The sequence below is a fragment of the Achromobacter sp. NPDC058515 genome (assembly GCF_042721735.1).
Lineage (GTDB): Bacteria > Pseudomonadota > Gammaproteobacteria > Burkholderiales > Burkholderiaceae_B > Achromobacter.
Genome location: NZ_JBHXNI010000010.1, coordinates 147,771 through 167,151, shown reverse-complemented (window position 1 = coordinate 167,151; position 19,381 = coordinate 147,771). Strand labels below are relative to the sequence as shown.

Sequence of the window (19,381 nt, the reverse complement as noted above, 5' to 3'; positions counted from 1 at the left end):
GGAAGAAAATGTCTAGCTCACCCAATCTCTACCTGCTCATCGCGCTGGCGCCGCTGGCCGGAGCAATTCTTGCGGGCCTCTTCGGCACCGGGTTCCTCGGCCGTCCGATCGGCCGCCGCGCCTCCCACGTCATCACCATTCTGGGCGTGCTCATCTCCACCATCGGTTCGGTGGTGGTGCTGGCCGACGTGCTCAACGGCCTGCGCTTTGACGGCGCGGTCTATACCTGGAGCCTGATCGGCCAGACCAAGCTGGAAATCGGCTTCCTGATCGATCCGCTGTCGGCCATGATGATGGTCGTGGTGACCTCCGTGTCGCTGATGGTGCACATCTACACCATCGGCTACATGGCGGATGATCCCGGCTATCAGCGCTTCTTCTCGTACATCTCGCTGTTCACGTTTTCCATGCTGATGCTGGTGATGTCGAACAACATGGTGCAACTGTTCTTCGGCTGGGAAGCGGTGGGCCTGGTGTCGTACCTGCTGATCGGATTCTGGTACACGCGCCCCACGGCAATCTTCGCCAACATGAAGGCGTTCGTGATCAACCGCGTCGGCGACTTCGGCTTCGTGCTGGGCATCGGCCTGCTGTTCGCCTACGCCGGCACGATGCACTACGGTGAAGTCTTCGCCCAAGCCGACAAGCTGGCCGCGATGACGCTGCCGGGTTCGGACTGGATGCTGCTGACTGTCGCCTGCATTTGCCTGTTCATCGGCGCCATGGGCAAATCGGCCCAGGTTCCGCTGCACGCCTGGCTGCCCGACTCGATGGAAGGCCCGACCCCGATCTCCGCCCTGATCCACGCCGCCACCATGGTGACGGCCGGCATCTTCATGGTTGCGCGCTTCTCGCCGCTGTTCGAGCTGTCGGACGTGGCGCTGTCGTTCATCATCGTGATCGGCGCCATCGGCGCGCTGTTCCTCGGCATCCTCGGCATCATCCAGACCGACATCAAGCGCGTCGTCGCGTACTCCACGCTGTCGCAGCTGGGCTACATGACGGTGGCGCTGGGCGCGTCGGCCTACTCGGTGGCGATTTTCCACCTGATGACCCATGCGTTCTTCAAGGCCCTGCTGTTTCTGGGCGCGGGTTCGGTCATCATCGGCATGCACCATGACCAGGACATTCGCAACATGGGCGGCCTGCGCAAGTACATGCCCATCACCTGGATCACCTTCCTGCTGGGCACCCTGGCGCTCGTCGGCACGCCGTTCTTCTCGGGTTTCTACTCGAAGGAAAACATCATCGAGGCCGCCGGCCACGCGAATGTCTGGGGCGCAAGCTTTGCCTACTACGCCGTGCTGATCGGCGTGTTCGTGACCTCGCTGTACTCGTTCCGCGTGTACTTCCTGGTCTTCCACGGCAAGGAGCGCTTCGATACCAGCGACCATGGCCACGGCCATGATGCGCACGGCCACGACGACCATGGCCATGACGACCACGGCCATCACGGCGGCAAGCCGCATGAGTCGCCCTGGGTGGTTACGCTGCCGCTGGTGCTGCTGGCGATCCCGTCGGTGCTGATCGGCGCCTGGGCGGTCGACCCGATGCTGTTCGGCAAGTTCTTCGACGGCGCCATCAAGGTGCTGCCGCTGCAGCATCCCGCCATGCACGTCCTGAGCGAGGAATGGCACGGCTGGGTGGCCTATGGCCTGCACGCCTTCCGCACCCTGCCGTTCTGGCTGGTGGTGGCCGGCGGCGTCATCGCCTGGTATTGCTACCTGATCAACCCGAAGGTTCCGGCCGCGATCAAGTCCCGCCTGTCGTTCGTGAACAAGGTGCTTGAAAACAAGTACTACGTGGACTGGGTCAACGAGCAGATCATTGCGCGCGGCATGCGCTGCCTGGGCCACGGCCTGTGGCAGACCGGCGACCGCGGCATCATCGACGGCTTCCTGATCAACGGTAGCGCCCGCGTGGTGGGCTGGGTGGCAGCGGTCAGCCGCCACCTCCAGTCCGGCTTCATTTATCACTATGCGTTCGCGATGATTATCGGCGTCATGGCGCTGGTGACTTTCTTTGTGCTGATTCCCCAATGATGGCAAGCGAGATGGCATCCAACACTTTCCCCTGGCTCACGCTTGCGATCTTTGTTCCGATCGTGTTCGGCCTGCTGGTGCTGGCGGTGGGCCGTGACGACCGTCCCGGCCTGACGCGCGGCCTGTCGCTCGTCGGCGCAATCGTCGGTTTCCTCGTCACGATCCCGCTCTACACCAGTTTCGACTCCTCCACGGCCGCCATGCAGTTCGTGGAGAAGGCCCCCTGGATCGAGGCCTTCAACGTCAATTACCACCTGGGCATCGACGGCATCTCGATGTGGTTCGTCCTCCTGACCGCGTTCATCACCATCATCGTGGTGCTGGCAGGCTGGGAAGTCATCACCAGCCGCGTCGCGCAATACATGGCCGCCTTCCTGATCCTCTCGGGTCTGATGGTGGGCGTGTTCTGCGCGCTGGACGGCATGCTGTTCTACGTGTTCTTCGAAGCCACGCTGATCCCGATGTACATCATCATCGGGGTCTGGGGCGGCGGGAACCGCGTGTACGCGGCGTTCAAGTTCTTCCTGTACACGCTGATGGGCTCGCTCCTGACGCTGGTGGCGTTCATCTACCTGTGGCACGCCTCGGGCGGTTCGTTCGACATCCTGACGTGGCAGCAGACCAAGCTGGGCTACACGCCGCAGATCCTGATCTTCGTGGCGCTGCTGGCGGCTTTCGCGGTCAAGGTCCCGATGTGGCCGGTCCACACGTGGTTGCCGGACGCTCACGTGGAAGCGCCCACGGGCGGCTCCATCGTGCTGGCGGCCATCATGCTGAAGCTGGGCGCCTACGGTTTCCTGCGCTTCTCGCTGCCGATCGCGCCCGACGCCTCGCACAGCCTGGCCGGCATGATGATCACGCTGTCCTTGATCGCCGTGATCTACATCGGCCTGGTCGCGATCGTCCAGGACGACATGAAGAAGCTGGTGGCCTATTCGTCGGTTGCCCACATGGGCTTCGTGACGCTGGGCTTCTTCATCTTCAACACGGCCGGCGTCGAAGGCGCCATCGTGCAGATGATCTCCCACGGCTTCGTGTCGGGCGCCATGTTCATGTGCATCGGCGTACTCTATGACCGCATGCACTCGCGCCGCATCGCCGACTACGGCGGCGTGGTCAACGTGATGCCGCGCTTCGCCACGTTCTTCATCCTGTTCTCGATGGCCAACAGCGGCCTGCCGGCCACCAGCGGTTTCGTCGGCGAATTCATGGTGATCATGGGCGCGGTCCAGCACAACTTCTGGATCGGCCTGCTGGCGGCTACCGCCCTGATCCTGGGCGCTGCGTATTCGCTGTGGATGGTCAAGCGCGTGGTCCTGGGCGACGTGGCCAATGACCATGTGCGCGAGCTGACCGATATCAACCGCCGCGAATTTGTGATTCTTGGCGTGATGGCGATCGCCGTGTTGTACATGGGGATCTATCCCAAGCCCTTTACCGACGTGATGCACGTGTCGGTGGAAGCCCTGCTGCAACACGTTGCCGTCTCGAAACTGTAAGACAAGACAATGATGCAATCCCAAATCGATTTCGCCCTGGCGACGCCGGAAATCCTTCTGCTGATTTTTGGCCTGGCTATCCTGCTCGTCGACGCGGTCAGCAATCACCCTGAGCGCAAGCCGACGTTTCTGCTGACCATGCTTGCCCTGGGCGTGCTGACCGTCGTGTCGGCCGTGCAGTGGAAGAACGGCGTTGCGGGCTCGACCTTCAACGGCCTGTACGTCACCGACGACCTGTCGCATCTGCTGAAGATCGCGTCCTATATCGCGGTGGCGGTGACGCTGGTCTACGGCCGCGTCTATGCGCAAGTGCGCGACATGCTCAAGGGCGGCGAACTCTACGTCCTGACGCTGTTCGCCCTGCTGGGCCAGATGGTCATGATCTCCTCCGGGAACCTGATCTCGATCTACCTGGGCCTGGAGCTGATGTCGCTGGCGCTGTATGCGCTGATCGCGCTGCGCCGCGACAACGTCGTGGCCACCGAAGCCGCCATGAAGTACTTCGTGCTGGGCGCGCTGGCCTCGGGCTTCCTGTTGTACGGCATGTCGATGATCTACGGCGCCACGGGCCACCTGGACCTGACCGAAGTGTCCAAGGTGATCGCCGCCGGCCGCGCCGAGAAAATGGCGCTGGTGTTCGGCATCGTGTTCCTGGTGTCGGGTCTTGCGTTCAAGCTGGGCGCCGTGCCGTTCCACATGTGGGTGCCGGACGTCTATCAGGGTTCGCCGACCGCGGTCACGCTGATCCTGGGCGGCGCGCCCAAGCTGGCGGCCTTCGCCATCACGCTGCGCCTGCTGGTCGACAGCCTGCACGGCCTGGCCGCCGACTGGCAGCCGATGCTGATGATCCTGGCGGTGCTGTCGCTGGCCATCGGCAACCTGACCGCCATCGCGCAGAGCAACTTCAAGCGCATGCTGGCCTATTCGACCATCTCGCACATGGGCTTCGTGCTCCTGGGCCTGATGTCGGGCGCGGTCGCCGGCAAGCCGGAGCTGTCTTCCGCCGCCTACGGCGCGTCGCTGTTCTACATGCTGACCTACGTGCTGACCACGCTCGCCAGCTTCGGCATCGTGCTGCTGCTGTCGCGCCAGGGCTTCGAGTGCGAGCACATCGACGACCTGAAGGGCCTGAACCGCCGCAGCCCGTGGCATGCCGCCATCGTGCTGCTGCTGATGTTCTCGCTGGCCGGCATTCCGCCGCTGGTGGGCTTCTATGCCAAGCTGGCCGTGTTGCAGGCCCTGATCAGCGCCGGCCATGTCACGCTGGCCGTGATCGCGGTGATGTTCTCGCTGATCGGCGCGTTCTACTACCTGCGAGTCGTCAAGGTCGTGTACTTCGATGAGCCGGCGGCCGATGCCGCGCCCATGGTCGCCACCGCCGCGCAGCGCGGCGTGCTGTCGGTCAATGGCGCCCTGATCCTGCTGCTGGGCCTGCTGCCGGGCGGGCTGATGGCCCTGTGCGTCCAGGCCATCAAGTCTTCGCTGAGCCTGTAAGGGACGGATAGCAGCCATGAACCAGACCCTGGCGGTATGGCTGTTGATCGCGCTGGCGCTCGTCAGCGCGAACCTTCCCTTCCTGACCGAGCGGGTATTCGCCGTCGTGCCCTGGAAGCAGGGCGGGGCGGCGGCGGTCAAGCCGTTCTGGATGCGCCTGATCGAGGTGCTGGTGTTCTACGCGATCGTCGGCGCGCTGGGATTCGCGTTTGAATCCGCGCTGGGCAATCGCTTTGCCCAGACCTGGGAGTTCTACGCGATCACGCTCAGCCTGTACCTGGTGCTGGCTTATCCGGGTTTCGTGTACCGGTATTTGTTCAAGCGCCACCCTCGCTTGCGCGCCTGAAGGCCCGCCAAAGCCATAAACGCCCCGTCAGGGGCGTTTTTTTTATCCGTCCATGGATATGCGTCAACTCGGCATGGGAACGCCTTGCAGGCCGTTCTAGCTGTTTTTCAGGCTGGCGGTCAGCCGCGTAATCGGGTGCAAAACCCGGTGCTTGCCCGTAACTTCTGCGTCGCCAAGTTCCGTTATATGCCCCTATATATGACGAAAATCCGTTAACAGGTGTTGTTTTTTTCATCTTTTAGATGAATTCCACTCCTGTATTCAGGTCTGGTTCAGCCGGAATGATCACAATCGCAAACGTGAAAAAAACAAGAATCGTTGCTATTTACATTCTGGAGAAGCCGGTTTGAAGCCCCAAGACTCGTATTCACTGAATACGCTTACCACGTCCCTCGCCGCAGCCATCGCTGCGCCCGCGCTGTTCATCAGCCCCTATGCCTCAGCCCAGTCCACCGATGCGGGCGTGACGCAACTGTCTCCGGTGCGTGTGGAGGGAGAGGGTTCCCCATACCAGACGTCGACCGTGCCGTCGCCCAAGATGACGGCGCCGCTGCTGGATACGCCGCGCACCGTGCAGGTCGTGCCCAGGCAGGTGATCCAGGATCAGGCCGCGTCGTCCCTGCAGGACGTGCTGCGCAACTCCCCGGGCATCACGTTCGGCGCGGGCGAGGGCGGCCGGCCGGGCGGGGATCTCCCGATCATCCGCGGCCAGAATTCCGCGGGCAGCATTTTCCTGGACGGCATCCGCGATTCGAGCACCCAGGTGCGCGACACGTTCAATCTGGAACAGGTGGAGATCATCAAGGGGCCGGACTCGGTGTATTCGGGCCGCGGCGGCGCGGGCGGCAGCATCAATATGGTCAGCAAGGCCCCCAAGGCGACCGACTTCACCGAAGCCACCGCGCAGATCGGCACGGACAACAACTACCGCGCCACGATCGACAGCAACTGGCGCCTTGCGGAGAAGGCGGCATTCCGGCTGAACGTCATGGGCAACAAGGGCGACGTGCCCGGCCGCGACGACGCCGTGGATTTCGAGCGCTGGGGCGTGGCGCCGTCGCTGATGCTGGGCGTGGGCACGCCCACGCGCATCACTCTGAGCTACTACCACTACCAAGACGACAGCATGCCCGACTACTCCATTCCGTATGACCCGAAGACGGGCCAGCCGGTGACGGAGACGATGGGCGTGAGCCGCAAGGCCTTCTATGGCCTGACGGGCCGCGACTTCATGAAGACGCGCGACGACGTTGTGACTGCCGACTTCCAGCACGACTTCTCGGACAAGCTGCAGTTGCGCAACGTGATCCGCTATGGCCGCGGCACGACGGACTTCGCGGCGACGAACCCCGACGACAGCAGAGGCAATGTGCCCAATGGCCTGGTCTATCGTTCGCTCAAGTCGGGCTACTACGTCACCAAGAGCTTTGCGAACCAGACGGACCTGACGGGCGAATTCGAGACCGGCAGCCTGAAGCACTCGTTCGACCTGGGCTTCGAGTACAGCAATATCAAGCAGGACAAGGACGGCTACACCGAAAAAGGCGTGCCGGCGGGCGGCAGCAACTGCGTGACGGGCACGTCGAACGGCAGGAACGTCTACGCGAACCCGGCGCTTTGCGCCTCGCTGTGGGACCCGGACCCGGGGACCGATTACCCGGGAAGCCTGGACCGCAACAACAACCCCGCCCGCTACAACACGGACACGGTGGCGATTTACGGCTTCGACACCATCAAGTTCAACGAGCAGTGGCAGGCCAGCCTGGGCGCCCGCTGGGACAACTACCGCACCAGCGGCAGCAACATCGCGCGCGGCCGCAACGATCCGGCCAGCGTGCCGGCGTTCTACAGCACCAGCCGCGAAGACAGCCTGTTCAACTACCAGGTCGGCCTGGCTTACAAGCCGGCGCCTAACGGCACGATCTACGCCACCTACGGCACCTCCTCGACGCCGTCGGCGATCGCCTCCAGCGCCGTCAGCGATGCCACTTCGATCTCGAACTCGTCCCTCGAGCCGGAAAAGAGCCGCACGGTGGAAGTGGGAACCAAGTGGCAGATCCTGGACGACAAGCTGACGCTGTCGGCGGCTGCATTCCATGACACCCGCAAGAACACGAGCGTGGCCGTGTCCGCGACCGAAGTGGCGCAGGTGGGCGAAGCGAAGGTGCGCGGCATCGAACTGGGCTTCTCGGGCAGCATCACGCCCAAGTGGAACGTGTTCGGCGGCTACACCTTCATGGACAGCGAAATGACCAAGGGCGCCTACAACAGCGGCGCCGTGGGCCAGGACCTGCCCAACACGCCGCGCAACGCCTTCAGCCTGTGGACCACCTACAAGGTGCTGCCCAAGCTGACGGTGGGCGGCGGCGCCTACTACGTGGACAAGGTGTACGGCAATTCGGACGCCACCAGTAATGCCGACGGCACGCCCAAGGCGCGCTGGGTGCCTTCGTACTGGCGCTTCGACGCCATGGCGGGCTACGAATTCAGCGAGCACATCTCGGCGCAGCTGAACGTGCTGAACATCTTCGACGAAACCTACTACACCAAGGCCTACGCCGCGCACTATGCGGCGCTGGGCACGGGCCGGGCGGCGCTGCTGTCCCTGCGCGTGCGGTACTGATCCGCCCGTCGCGGCAATGAAAAAGCCACCGCGAGGTGGCTTTTTCAATTGGCCCGGCCGCCGGCCGGAAGCTGCGGTCAGCTTTCGAACCAGTTCAGCACGCCGTCCAGCCCGGAGACGTTCAGCGCGTAGCGCGTCTGCTGGCGCACCAGCGGCTTGGCGTGATAGGCCACCGGGAAGCCCGCCGCGGCCAGCATCTTCAGGTCGTTGGCGCCGTCGCCCATGGCGATGATCTGGTTCTGCGCCGCGCCGTGCGCGCGCGCGAACTCGCGCAGGTAGGCCGCCTTGGCGTCGGCGTCCAGGATGTCGCCCACCACTTGTCCGGTCAGCACGCCGTTGGCGATCTCCAGCGTGTTGGCGTGCGCGCTGTCGAGCTTCAGGCGTGCGCGCAGGCGGTCCGTGAAAAAGGTGAAGCCGCCCGAAACCAGCAGCACCTTGATGCCGGCCGACTGCGCGGTGGCGATCAGGCGCTCGGCGCCGGGGTTCAGGCGCAGCTTTTCCGTGTAGACCTGTTCCAGCGCCTCGGCCGGCGCGCCCTTGAGCAGCGCGACCCGCCGCCGCAGGCTTTCGGCGAAATCCTTGATCTCGCCGCGCATGGCGGCCTCGGTGATTTCCGACACCTTGTCCTTCACGCCGACCACGCCCGCGATCTCGTCGATGCACTCGATGTTGATCAGGGTGGAGTCCATGTCCATGGCCAGCACCTTGCAGTCCGCCAGCTTCAGGCCCGCGGGCACGAAGGCGGCGTCGACGCCGCGGCTTTCGGCCCAGGCCACGACTTCGGCGCGGGTCGCGGCGTCATGCTGCACGTCGAGCAGGCGGGCGGCGGTATTGCTGATGCGCGCCACGCCCTGGGCCTGCGCCAGCGCGGCCAGCTGCTCCGCGTGTTCGATGACGAGGCCGGGGGATTGGACGACAAGGTGATGGGTAGTCATAAGGGGGGGTAGGAAAGGGTGGCGTGGATTACTTCAGGGCGCGCAGGACGGCGCGCACGGCGTCGGCGCGGGCGGGGATCTGCGCCGCCTTGATCTCAACTCGCAATTTATCCTGTCCGGCGAGCTTGATGTGGCGTTGGCGTTGCACGAGTTCGATGATACGGGCGGGGTCGACCACGGTCTTGGGGCCGAATTGCAGCAACGCCTGCGTTTCGCTGGCATCGATCTTGACGATGCCCAGGGGCTGGGCGGCCAGGCGCAGGCGATGCGTGGCGAGCAGCGTCTGCGCGGCCTCGGGCAGCTTGCCGAAGCGGTCGATCAGTTCTTCCTGGATGCGGATCAGGTCGTCTTCGTCGGCGGCGTGGGCCAGGCGCTTGTAGATGCCCAGGCGCGCATGCACGTCGGCGCAATAGCCGGAAGGCAGCAGCGCCGGGGCATGCAGGTTGACCTCGCAGGCCAGGTTGAAGGGCGCGTCCAGGTCGGGCTCTTCGCCGGCGCGCAGCGCGCGGACGGCCTCGTTGAGCATCTCGTTGTACATCGAGAAGCCCACTTCCTGGATGTTGCCGGACTGCGAATCCCCCAGCACCTCGCCCGTGCCCCGGATCTCCAGGTCGTGCATGGCCAGGTAGAAGCCCGAGCCCAGTTCCTCCATGGCCTGGATGGCCTCCAGGCGCTTCTTGGCGTTGTTCGTGATGGCGTCCTCGCCCGGCGTCAGCAGGTAGGCGTAGGCCTGGTGGTGGGAACGCCCGACCCGCCCGCGCAGCTGGTGCAGCTGGGCCAGCCCGAAGCGGTCCGCCCGGTGGATCACGATGGTGTTGGCGCTGGGCACGTCGATGCCGGTTTCGATGATGGTGGTGCACAGCAGCACGTTGTAGCGCTGCTGGTAGAAGCCCTTCATCACCTGTTCCAGTTCGCGCTCGGGCATCTGGCCGTGCGCCACGGCGATGCGCGCCTCGGGCACCAGCTCTTCGAGGCGGGCCCGGCGGTTGTGGATGGTCTCGACTTCGTTGTGCAGGAAGTAGCACTGGCCGCCGCGCTTGAGCTCGCGCAGCAGGGCTTCGCGCAAGGTGCTGCCGTCCTCGCGCCGCACAAAGGTCTTGATGGCCAGGCGCTTCTGAGGCGCGGTGGCGATGACGGAGAAATCGCGGATGCCTTCCAGCGACATGCCCAGCGTGCGCGGGATGGGGGTGGCCGTGAGCGTCAGCACGTCGACCTCGGCCCGCAGCGCCTTGAGCGCTTCCTTCTGGCGCACGCCGAAGCGGTGCTCCTCGTCGATGACCACCAGGCCCAGGCGCTTGAACTTGACGTCCTTGGACAGGATCTTGTGGGTGCCGATGACGATGTCGACCCGGCCGTCGTTGATGCCTTCGATGGCGGCCGCCACTTCCTTGGGCGAGCGAAAGCGCGACAGTTCCACGACGCGCACCGGCCAGTCCGCGAAGCGGTCGGAGAAGGTCTGCGCGTGCTGCTCGGCCAGCAGCGTGGTGGGGCACAGCAGGGCGACCTGCTTGCCGTTGGCCACGGCCAGGAAGGCGGCGCGCAGCGCCACTTCGGTCTTGCCGAAGCCCACGTCGCCGCAGACCAGGCGGTCCATCGGGCGGCCCGAGGTCATGTCGCCGATCACGGCTTCGATGGCGGCGGCCTGGTCGGCGGTTTCCTCGAAGCCAAAGCCCTCGGCGAACGCCTCGTAGTCGTTTAACGGCAGGTTGAAGGCGAAGCCCTCGCGCGCCGCGCGCTGCGCATAGAGCGCCAGCAGTTCGGCGGCGGTGTCGCGGACCTGCCTGGCCGCCTTGCGGCGGGCCTTGTCCCACTGGCCCGAACCCAGCTGGTGCAGCGGCGCGGCCTCCGGATCGGCGCCGCTGTAGCGGGCGATCACATGCAGCTGCGACACCGGCACGTACAGGGTGCTGCCGTTGGCGTATTCAAGATGGAGGAATTCCATCTCGCCTTCGCCCATGTCCATGTTGACCAGGCCGTGATAGCGGCCGATCCCGTGCTGCGCGTGCACGACGGGGTCGCCGGCGCGCAGCTCGGACAGGTCGCGCACCATGGCTTCGACGTTGCTGGCGCGTTCCTGGGCGCGCTTGCCGCGCCGGCCGGCGCCGGCCATCCCCGGATACAGGTCGTTTTCGGTCAGGAAGGCCAGGTTGGCGGCGGGCAGCTCGAAACCGGTGCCCAGCGCCGCGGCGACGATGCCGAAGTGCGCGTCCGAATCCAGGAAGGCTTCGATGGTGTCCGGCTGCGCGTCCGGGGTGACGCCGAATTCGTTCAGCATCTGCACCAGCGTTTCGCGGCGGCCCGCCGAGTCGGCGCACAGCAGCACGCGGGTCTGGCCGGTCTGCACCAGCGCGCGCAGCTTGGCGATGGGGTCTTCGGAGCGGCGCGCCACGCTGACGTCGGGCGCGGCGCGGAAGTCGGGATGCGGCTGGCCCGCGGCCAGCGACAGGCGGCGGAATTCCTTGAGCCGGGCGTAGAGGGATTCGTTGTCCAGGAACAAGGCGGACGGCGGCAGGACCGGCCGTTCGCGGTCGCTCTTCAGGAAGCTGTAGCGGCTGGACGTGTCCTGGTTGAAGCGCTGGATCGCATCATCGATGTCGCCGACGGTGACCGTGACCGTGCCCTCGGTCAGGTAGTCGAACAAGGTGGCCGTTTCTTCGAAGAAGAGCGGCAGATAGTATTCGACGCCGGCAAACGGAATGCCGTTGCCGATGTCCTTGTAGGGCAGCGCGCGCGACGGATCGCCTTCGAAGATCTCGCGAAAGCGGGCGCGAAAGCGTGTGCGCGAGTCCTCGTCCATCGGAAACTCGCGGCCGGGCAGGAGCTGGACTTCGCGCACCGGATACAGGCTGCGTTGGGTATCCACGTCGAAGCTGCGGATGGTTTCGATCTCGTCGTCGAACAGGTCCAGGCGGTACGGCACCACCGACCCCATGGGGAACAGGTCGATCAGCCCCCCGCGCAGGCAGAATTCGCCCGGCGCCGTCACCTGGGTGACGTGGTTGTAGTTGGCCAGGGTCAGTTGGGCGCGCAGGGCGGCCTCGTTCAGCCTGTCCTTCTGCTTGAACGAAAAGGTGTAGGCGGCCAGGAACGAGGGCGGGGCCAGCCGGTACAGCGCCGTTGTGATGGGCACAGTCAGCACGTCCACCGTTTTCGTCATCAGCGAATGCAGCGTGTGCAGGCGCTCGGAGATCAGGTCCTGGTGCGGCGAGAAGGCGTCGTAGGGCAGCGTTTCCCAGTCGGGCAGCTGGCGCACGCGCAAGCCGGGGGCAAACAGCTGGATCTCTTCCGCCAGCCGCTGGGCCTCCAGCGGCTCGGCCGTCAGGATGACCAGCGGCGCTTTGGCCTGGCGCGCCAGGTCCGCCAGCAGCCAGGCGTCGCCCGAGCCCGGAGGCCGGGGCTGCGCATAGCGCGCGCCGGGCTTCAGCGCGGACAGGGTAGGGGCCGTCGCGGGGACGGGAGGCGCGGCAGTGGCGGAGGCGGAGGGGGAGGGCATCAGGCTGGAAGCGGACATCAAGCGGAAGATTATAAAATCACCGCACCATGTCTGACTCAATCATCGCGATCGTGCCCGCTGCGGGTGTCGGGGCCCGCGCCAGCCGGCCCGGGCACGAAGCCGTTCCCAAACAGTATCGTCCACTCAATGGACAGCCCATGCTGCGCCACGCCGTATGCGCCTTGCTGGCGGATGAACGGGTGACCCAGGTGCGGGTGGCCGTGACGCCCGGCGACGGCTGGGTGGACGCGGCGCTGGCCGGCCTGCCCCGCACCGTGTGGCGGGCTTGCGGCGGCGCCACGCGCGCCGATACCGTGGCCGGCGCGCTGGCCGACAGCGGCGTGGACGACGACGCCTGGGTGCTGGTGCACGACGCGGCGCGCCCGGGCCTGCCCGCCGCCGCGCTGGGCCGCCTGATAGACGCCTGCCTGGCGGATCCCGTGGGCGGCCTGCTGGCCCTGGCGGTGGCCGATACGGTCAAGGCCGGCCATGCGCGGGTGGAGCGCACGCTGGACCGCAATGGCTTGTGGCTGGCGCAGACGCCGCAGATGTTTCGGGCCGGCGTGCTGCGCGATGCGCTGACGGCGGCCTCCGTGAATGGCGTTGCCGTCACCGACGAGGCCTCGGCCATCGAGGCGGCCGGCTATGCGCCATTGCTGGTCCCGGGCGCCATGCGCAATTTCAAGGTGACGTGGCCGGATGATTTTGAACTGATGGAAAAATGGCTATGAGCATTCCTTTCCGCGTCGGCCAGGGCTTTGACGTGCACGCACTGGTCGAAGGCCGGCCGCTGATCATCGGCGGGGTCACGATTCCCCACACCCATGGGCTGCTGGGGCATTCCGATGCGGACGTGCTGCTGCACGCGATCACCGACGCGCTGCTGGGCGCGGCCGGCTTGGGCGATATCGGCCGGCATTTCCCCGACACCGATCCCGCCTTCAAGGGCGCCGACAGCCGCGTGCTGCTGCGCGAAGCGATGGCGCGGGTCCGCAAGGCTGGCTGGACGCCGGTCAATATCGACGCCACCTTGCATGCGCAGGCGCCCAAGATCGGGCCGCATGCGCCGGCCATGGTGAAGAACATCGCCGCGGATACCGGGCTGGCCGAGACCGAGGTCAACATCAAGGCCAAGACCAACGAGGGCCTGGGCTACCTGGGCCGCAAGGAAGGCATCGCGGCCACCGTCGTGGCCCTGCTGGCGCGCGCGGGCTCCTGAAAGCCAATGCCGGCGCCCGCTGCGGGCGGCCCGGCATTTACTTTGCAATACATCTTTAACAAATGAATAAGCGGATCGGTTTGATCTGGAATACTCTGCGCCCACTCAAATCTGACTAATTAGGGACATTCAGATGTATTTACGTGGCGTGGGGCTGCTGGTCTTGCTTGCTGCATTTGGTTCACCCGCGCATGCTGAATACGAACAGCAGCTCGGCCCGCTCGCAGGCACTGTCCGGCAGCAGCTGTTGAAAGGGTGGACTGCGGGCGTGCAGGACGGCTGGTTCACATTGCGCAATAGCGAGGTGCCTGGCGGCGAGCAGACCCTTTACTTGAATGTCGGGCCTGCGCCGGACACGGGCCGCATCACCGACGTCAACGTGGTCGTCAGTTCAAAGAGCCCGAAGGCTTCCATCGGCGTGGCCCTGAACAACCACGCGCGCAATAGCCTGTGCCTGCTTGAAATCACGGCGGGCAAGAACACGCTGCTCTTTTGCCTCGAGGGCGACAAACGCACCGATATCGCCTCGGTCCCCAATGTCGCAAAGCTGGATGGCTCCGACCGCATCAAAGTGGTGGAAGTGCCGGGCGCCGCCCGGTTTCTCGTGAATGGCCAGAAAATCGGCGACGTCGAGAACGTGCCCGCGCTGGGTTCCCAGATCGGCATCATGGCTTACGACGAAGGCACCTTCGGCATTGCCGATTTTGCGATCAATTCCAATCTGAATCCCAAGCAATCCGACGCCAGCCCGCAATCCGGCGGCCTGCCGGCGCGCGGCGGCAGCGGCGGGGCGGGGGCGCAGCAGAAGCCGCAAGCGCCTGCCCCGGCTCCGTCGGCGACGCCGGCACCGGCACCGTCCAGCAACACCTCCGGCCTGCCGGGAGCCGGTCCTTACCCCCGATTTGGTGGCGATACCCTGCGCATCGTCGGGGTCTACATCGGGATCATGCGCAGCATTTTCATGCATGAATTCGGGCATGCGCTGATCGGCGAGCTGGAACTGCCCTCGACGGGCGCCGAGGAAGACGCGGTCGATATCTACTCGGCCTTGCAGATCGTCGAGCCGACGATGTATCCCACGAACGACAAGGACTTGAATGTCATGGCTCGCGAGGCCGCGACCTACGCCGCCTTGCAGTGGTACTACAGCGGCAAGCTGGCTGAACGGAAGGGGGCTTCCGCGACGTCCGCCTGGCAGGACGAGCACACGGGCGATCTCAAGCGCTTCCGCAACATGCTGTGCATCATGTATGGCGGCAACCCCAGTGTTTTTGAGCCGGTGGCCAAGCATGTAGGCTTTGAAGACCGGACCAAGGCGCGCTGCACGGACGAATTCCAGAAGCAGAACCGCGCCTGGCGCAGGATTCTGGCGCCGCACACCCGCGTAGGCCCGTGGACACCCGATGGCCAGCAGCCGGTCGGCGCCCCCGGCGCCCCGGTCAATGTGGTCTTCGAGCCCTCGAAGCGCAAGATCGGCAATCTTTTTGCGAACAATCTTTCCGACGCGATCACGAACAACATCAAGCTGCTTGGGGAAACCTATGTGCTGCCCCGGCCGGTGAACGTGGTTTTCAAGGACTGCGGACAGCTCAATGCCTGGTACAGCCCGCGCGAAGGCGCGATCACCATGTGCTATGAGCTGATCGAGAACATCGCGGTGATGATTTCGGACATTGAAACGGGAACCGTGGGCGGGGAAGTCGTCGCAAAGGAAGGTGCTCCCGCGACGCCGCCCCGTCAACAGCCGCCTGCCGGGCAGGGCATGCCCCCCTTGCCCAGCGGCGCCTTCGATGAGCTGAAGGACAGCGGCGTGCCGGCGACGAACATGCTGTTTTCCGCGCCGTACAAGGGCCCCACGCCCAACAGGCACACCCGGGCCCAGGTGATAACGACGCCGGACCTGGTCAAGCTGATCACGAACGACAAGAACATCCTCATCATCGATACCAGCGGGCTGCGGGAAACGCTGCCGATCGCCTATCCGCTGAGCGATGCCGGTTCGGATGGCAGCGTCACTGACCAATTGCAGGGCGCGCTTGATGCCTGGCTGCAAAAGAAAGCCGGGGGCGACCGGAAAGCCCCCGTCGTGTTCTTAGGGGGCGGCATGAACGACCGCTCGTCCTACAACGCGGCATTGCGCGCGGGGATGCTGGGCTGGTCGGCCTATTGGTATCGCGGCGGCATCGAAGCCTGGGTCGCAAACGGCCTGCCGACCTCGCCGGTCAAGGCGGCCAAGGACTGAGCGCCGTTCAAAGCAAAAAAAACCGCCTGTGCGCGACAGGCGGGTTTTTTTATTGCCGTCGGGCGGGCTTACTTGCCTTGGGCAGCCAGCGCCAGCGCGGCGGCGTTGACGACCGAGGCGATACGGCCGGCGTCGCGCAGCTGTTCGGTCGACAGGCCGTCGTTCTTCAGGTTCTCGTAGTGCGAGGCCACGCAGAAATGGCACTTGCCGATGATGGAAGCCACCAGGGCGAACAGTTCGAAGCGCTTTTTCTCCACGCCGCCATGGGTGGCGTAGGCGTTCATGCGCAACTGGGCCGGCAGGCTCTTCAATTGGGCGTCGCCGGTCATTTCCACGTAGGGATACCAGGTGTTGTTCATGCCCATGAGGGCCGAGGCGGTCAGCGCCGCGTTGGCGTCGCCTTCTGACAGGCCGCTCTTGAAGGCTTCCACCAGCACCGGGCTGCGCGCGGCGTAGGCGGCGGACAGCGCGGCGCCCACGGCATCTTCAGGGGCCAGGGTCGAGCGGGCGATCACGGCGTCCAGATTCAGGCGGATGTCCTTGGCCCAATCCGGGAGCTGTTCCTTAATGGTCGTAAGAAATTCCATAGTTTTTACCTATAATCTAGAGCAGTTAAAGCCCGGCGCGGGGCCTGCGGACAGGCCCCGGACCGGGCTGGAAATTACAGCGTGGCGCCGCCAACCGTACGGTTGCACGGGCACAGCTCGTCGGTTTGCAGACCGTCGAGCAGACGCAGAACTTCTTCCGGATTACGGCCGACGTTCAGGTTGTTCACCGAAACGTGCTGGATCGTGTTGTCCGGGTCAACGATGAAGGTGGCGCGCAGCGCAACGCCAGCACCCTTTTCGCGGACGCCCAGCTGGTCGATCAGGGCGCCGGTGGTGTCGCCGAATTGGTAGTGACCCAGCTTGTTCAGGTCCGGGTGCTCACGACGCCATGCCAGCTTGACGAATTCGTTGTCGGTCGAGCCGCCCAGCAGGACGGCGTCGCGGTCTTCGAAGTCCTTGGCCAGCTTGTTGAAGCCGACGATTTCGGTCGGGCAAACAAACGTGAAGTCTTTCGGGTAGAAGTAAATCACCTTCCACTTGCCGGGGAACGAGCTTTCGGTGATGTCTTCAAACGCCGACACGCCGTTTTCTTCGTGCTGGTTGAAGCCGGGCTTTACGCCGGTGACCTTGAAGGGCTCGAGTTTGTCGCCAACAGTTTTCATGTGTACTCCCAGTAGTTGTTGGTGGAGATAAGGCAGTGCCTTAAACCATAAATTCTACGCTATGGATTATCGTTGTCTAATTGATAATTCCTAAACTTGGCTTTGGGCAACTCTATCCTCGCGGTCAGGCCGCCGCCCTCGCGCGGCAGCATCCGCAAGGAGCCGCCGACGTGCTTGAGGAGGCGCTCCACGATCGCCAGGCCCAGGCCCGCGCCGCTCACGCCGGTGCGCGCCGCTTCGCCCCGGGAGAAGGGCCGCAGCAGCCGGTCCACGTCTTCGGGGGCGATGCCCGGACCTCGGTCGGACACCTCGATGACGATCATGCTGCCTTCAGCTTGCAGCGTCATGACCAGATGCGCCATGCCGTCCGTGGAACGGCCGTAGCGGCGCGCGTTTTCGATCAGGTTGCTGACGATGCGCTTGAGGTCCAGCGCGGTGATCCGGGCGCGCAGCCCGGGTTCCAGCGACGCCTCCAGGTCTCCGCCGAGCGATGCGGTATGGCTGCGCTCGCGTTCGTAGAGTTCGGCCAGGACGGCGGAGATATCGGTCGCCAGTTGCGGCAGCGTGCCTGCGGGACGGGCGTACTCCATCAGCTGGCCGATACTGTGGTCAATCTGGCCCAGGTCTTCGTCGATGGCCTGGCGGGCGTCTTCGGAAACGCCGCTCAGCTCGATCTCCAGCCGCATGCGCGCAAGCGGCGTGCGCAGGTCGTGCGAAATGCCGGCCAGCATCAGTTCCCGGTCGGCTTCAGCCTGCCTGAGGTCCTTGGCCATGCGGTTGAAGGATGCGTTCAGATCGCGGATTTCCAGCGGCCCCTGCTCGGGCAGGGCGGCGGGCGTTTCGCCGCGCGACAGCACCTGCGCGGCCCGGGCGAGCCGCGACAGCGGCCGGTTGACGAACCCCACGCTGACCGCGGCCCCCACCAGGGACAGCAGCAGCGCCGTGGCGCCCCAGCCCAGCCATTCGATCCCGCCGGTCAGCCCGATCTGCTCCCGCTCGAAGACCAGCCAGTACAGGTCTTTTTCTATCTGGAAGCTGACCCAGAAGCCAGGCACCTGGTTCACGCCCCAGGCAATCTGCGTTTCCGGGCCGAAGCGCGTGCGGATGTGCTGGGCAACGCGTTGCCAGTAGTCGTCGTCGGGGAGGGCCTCGGCAAAGTCGGTGACTTCGCGCGGGTAGACCTGGATGCCTTCGTTGGTGGCCAGGTCCAGCAGGAGCTTGCTGCGTTCGCCGTTATGCGAGTAGATCAGCGCGGTGCGCGTGATATTGACGGCCGTGATCACCCGCTGCGCCATCTGATTGGCGCGCGGTCCCAGCTCCATGCTGAAAAATACTTGTAGCCACGCACCCAGGCTGACCAGCATCAGCGCGGCGAGCAACAGGAACGTGCGGCCGAACAAGCCGAGCCGCAGACGCGATGTCAGGTTCCTGAATGTTCTCCGCAGGCGCGGCACGACGCTGCGCTCCTGCCCGGGGCGGGCGAGTCGATCAGCTACCACCGTCCGGCACGAACACGTATCCGAGACCCCAGACGGTCTGGATGAATACGGGCTTGGACGGATTGGGTTCGATCAGTTTGCGCAGGCGCGAGATCTGGACGTCGAGGCTGCGATCGAAGGCTTCGTATTCGCGGCCGCGGGCCAATTCCATGAGCTTGTCGCGCGAAAGAGGAATCTTCGGATGGCGCGCAAACACCTTGAGCACCGAGAATTCACCCGTGGTGATGGGCACCTGTTCGCCGTTGCGCGTGAGCGTGCGGGTGGACAGGTTCAGCACGTAGGGGCCGAAGGCGATGGATTCGTTTTCCTGGCTGGGGGCGCCAGGATGCTCCTCGGTGCCGCGGCGGCGCAGAATTGCATTGATGCGCGCCAGCAGTTCCCGGGGGTTGAACGGCTTGGACAGGTAGTCGTCCGCACCCATTTCCAGGCCGACGATGCGGTCGATTTCTTCCGCCTTGGCCGTCAGCATGATGATGGGGGTATTGTCGTGGCCACCGCGCAGCCGGCGGCAGATGGATAGGCCATCTTCTCCGGGCAGCATCAGATCCAGCACGAGCAGGTCGAAATGCTCGCGTTGCCAGAGTTTGCCCATCTCTTTGGCGTCTTCGGCGACGAAAACGTTGAATCCCTGCTCGGACAAATACCGACGCAGCAAATCGCGCAAGCGCGGATCATCGTCGACGACGAGGATTTTTCGGGTGGGGGTGGTGTTTTGCGTATTCATGGCCGGAAATGTAACAGTGACAAGAACCAGCGGCTAGTGGGCGTTCACAAGATAT

The 19,381-nt window shown here is 64.7% G+C and carries 14 protein-coding genes; 8 read left to right on the top strand and 6 right to left on the bottom strand.

Going from position 1 to position 19,381, the window contains the following annotated elements:
- The first annotated feature begins 8 nt into the window (after positions 1-8).
- The 5 genes from nuoL to ACFWP0_RS18375 all read left to right on the top strand — a co-directional run bounded on the left by nuoL (position 9) and on the right by ACFWP0_RS18375 (position 8,004).
- The gene (gene nuoL, locus ACFWP0_RS18395) at positions 9-2,042 is read left to right on the top strand and encodes an NADH-quinone oxidoreductase subunit L (protein ID WP_377844381.1); all 2,034 of its coding nucleotides are present in this window, start codon (positions 9-11) and stop codon (positions 2,040-2,042) included.
- Positions 2,039-3,541, top strand: coding sequence for an NADH-quinone oxidoreductase subunit M (locus ACFWP0_RS18390; protein ID WP_377844378.1), 1,503 nt, complete (start codon positions 2,039-2,041; stop codon positions 3,539-3,541). The genes nuoL and ACFWP0_RS18390 overlap by 4 nt, the downstream gene beginning before the upstream one ends.
- Positions 3,542-3,550: 9 nt before the next feature.
- Positions 3,551-5,035 (top strand): NADH-quinone oxidoreductase subunit NuoN, encoded by a 1,485-nt coding sequence (gene nuoN / locus ACFWP0_RS18385; RefSeq protein WP_377844375.1) that lies wholly within the window; start codon positions 3,551-3,553, stop codon positions 5,033-5,035.
- Positions 5,036-5,051: 16 nt separating this feature from the next.
- The gene (locus tag ACFWP0_RS18380) at positions 5,052-5,381 is read left to right on the top strand and encodes a DUF2818 family protein (RefSeq protein WP_377844373.1); all 330 of its coding nucleotides are present in this window, start codon (positions 5,052-5,054) and stop codon (positions 5,379-5,381) included.
- Positions 5,382-5,727: 346 nt separating this feature from the next.
- Positions 5,728-8,004: a TonB-dependent receptor gene (locus ACFWP0_RS18375; RefSeq protein ID WP_377844371.1), complete on the top strand. Its 2,277-nt coding sequence runs from the start codon at positions 5,728-5,730 to the stop codon at positions 8,002-8,004.
- 77 nt (positions 8,005-8,081) lie between these two features.
- Here the strand turns inward: ACFWP0_RS18375 and serB are convergent, their stop codons facing one another.
- Entirely contained in the window at positions 8,082-8,939 is an 858-nt protein-coding gene (serB, locus tag ACFWP0_RS18370) for a phosphoserine phosphatase SerB (protein WP_377844370.1), read from the bottom strand.
- Positions 8,940-8,967: 28 nt separating this feature from the next.
- Entirely contained in the window at positions 8,968-12,450 is a 3,483-nt protein-coding gene (mfd, locus tag ACFWP0_RS18365) for a transcription-repair coupling factor (protein ID WP_377844368.1), read from the bottom strand.
- A gap of 29 nt (positions 12,451-12,479) precedes the next feature.
- Here mfd and ispD point away from each other — a divergent pair, with 29 nt between their 5' ends.
- From ispD to ACFWP0_RS18350, 3 genes are all read left to right on the top strand, one after another.
- The gene (gene ispD, locus ACFWP0_RS18360) at positions 12,480-13,163 is read left to right on the top strand and encodes a 2-C-methyl-D-erythritol 4-phosphate cytidylyltransferase (protein ID WP_377844367.1); all 684 of its coding nucleotides are present in this window, start codon (positions 12,480-12,482) and stop codon (positions 13,161-13,163) included.
- Positions 13,160-13,651, top strand: coding sequence for a 2-C-methyl-D-erythritol 2,4-cyclodiphosphate synthase (gene ispF, locus ACFWP0_RS18355; RefSeq protein ID WP_377844365.1), 492 nt, complete (start codon positions 13,160-13,162; stop codon positions 13,649-13,651). The genes ispD and ispF overlap by 4 nt, the downstream gene beginning before the upstream one ends.
- Before the next feature lie 247 nt (positions 13,652-13,898).
- Positions 13,899-15,893, top strand: a complete 1,995-nt coding sequence (locus ACFWP0_RS18350) for a DUF4344 domain-containing metallopeptidase (RefSeq protein ID WP_377844363.1) — start codon at positions 13,899-13,901, stop codon at positions 15,891-15,893.
- 68 nt (positions 15,894-15,961) lie between these two features.
- Here ACFWP0_RS18350 and ACFWP0_RS18345 read toward each other — a convergent pair whose 3' ends face one another.
- The 4 genes from ACFWP0_RS18345 to ompR all read right to left on the bottom strand — a co-directional run bounded on the left by ACFWP0_RS18345 (position 15,962) and on the right by ompR (position 19,326).
- Complete coding sequence (locus tag ACFWP0_RS18345; RefSeq protein ID WP_057284725.1) at positions 15,962-16,480, bottom strand: carboxymuconolactone decarboxylase family protein; 519 nt, start codon at positions 16,478-16,480, stop codon at positions 15,962-15,964.
- A 74-nt stretch (positions 16,481-16,554) separates the two neighbouring features.
- On the bottom strand, positions 16,555-17,103 hold the full coding sequence (locus tag ACFWP0_RS18340) for a peroxiredoxin (RefSeq protein ID WP_006217982.1): 549 nt from the start codon (positions 17,101-17,103) through the stop codon (positions 16,555-16,557).
- Between the two features lie 59 nt (positions 17,104-17,162).
- On the bottom strand, positions 17,163-18,557 hold the full coding sequence (locus ACFWP0_RS18335) for an ATP-binding protein (RefSeq protein WP_377844555.1): 1,395 nt from the start codon (positions 18,555-18,557) through the stop codon (positions 17,163-17,165).
- 34 nt (positions 18,558-18,591) lie between these two features.
- Positions 18,592-19,326: a two-component system response regulator OmpR gene (gene ompR / locus ACFWP0_RS18330; protein WP_003813882.1), complete on the bottom strand. Its 735-nt coding sequence runs from the start codon at positions 19,324-19,326 to the stop codon at positions 18,592-18,594.
- Between the last annotated feature and the right edge of the window lie 55 nt (positions 19,327-19,381).

Excerpts from the sequence above, each read along its gene's own strand:
- ACFWP0_RS18380 (WP_377844373.1), top strand. The coding sequence starts at position 5,052 with ATGAACCAGACCCTGGCGGTATGGCTGTTGATCGCGCTGGCGCTCGTC.
- mfd (WP_377844368.1), bottom strand. The coding sequence starts at position 12,450 with ATGTCCGCTTCCAGCCTGATGCCCTCCCCCTCCGCCTCCGCCACTGCC.
- ispD (WP_377844367.1), top strand. The coding sequence starts at position 12,480 with ATGTCTGACTCAATCATCGCGATCGTGCCCGCTGCGGGTGTCGGGGCC.
- nuoN (WP_377844375.1), top strand. The coding sequence starts at position 3,551 with ATGATGCAATCCCAAATCGATTTCGCCCTGGCGACGCCGGAAATCCTT.
- ompR (WP_003813882.1), bottom strand. The coding sequence starts at position 19,326 with ATGAATACGCAAAACACCACCCCCACCCGAAAAATCCTCGTCGTCGAC.
- ACFWP0_RS18340 (WP_006217982.1), bottom strand. The coding sequence starts at position 17,103 with ATGAAAACTGTTGGCGACAAACTCGAGCCCTTCAAGGTCACCGGCGTA.
- nuoL (WP_377844381.1), top strand. The coding sequence starts at position 9 with ATGTCTAGCTCACCCAATCTCTACCTGCTCATCGCGCTGGCGCCGCTG.
- ACFWP0_RS18390 (WP_377844378.1), top strand. The coding sequence starts at position 2,039 with ATGATGGCAAGCGAGATGGCATCCAACACTTTCCCCTGGCTCACGCTT.
- serB (WP_377844370.1), bottom strand. The coding sequence starts at position 8,939 with ATGACTACCCATCACCTTGTCGTCCAATCCCCCGGCCTCGTCATCGAA.
- ACFWP0_RS18345 (WP_057284725.1), bottom strand. The coding sequence starts at position 16,480 with ATGGAATTTCTTACGACCATTAAGGAACAGCTCCCGGATTGGGCCAAG.
- ispF (WP_377844365.1), top strand. The coding sequence starts at position 13,160 with ATGAGCATTCCTTTCCGCGTCGGCCAGGGCTTTGACGTGCACGCACTG.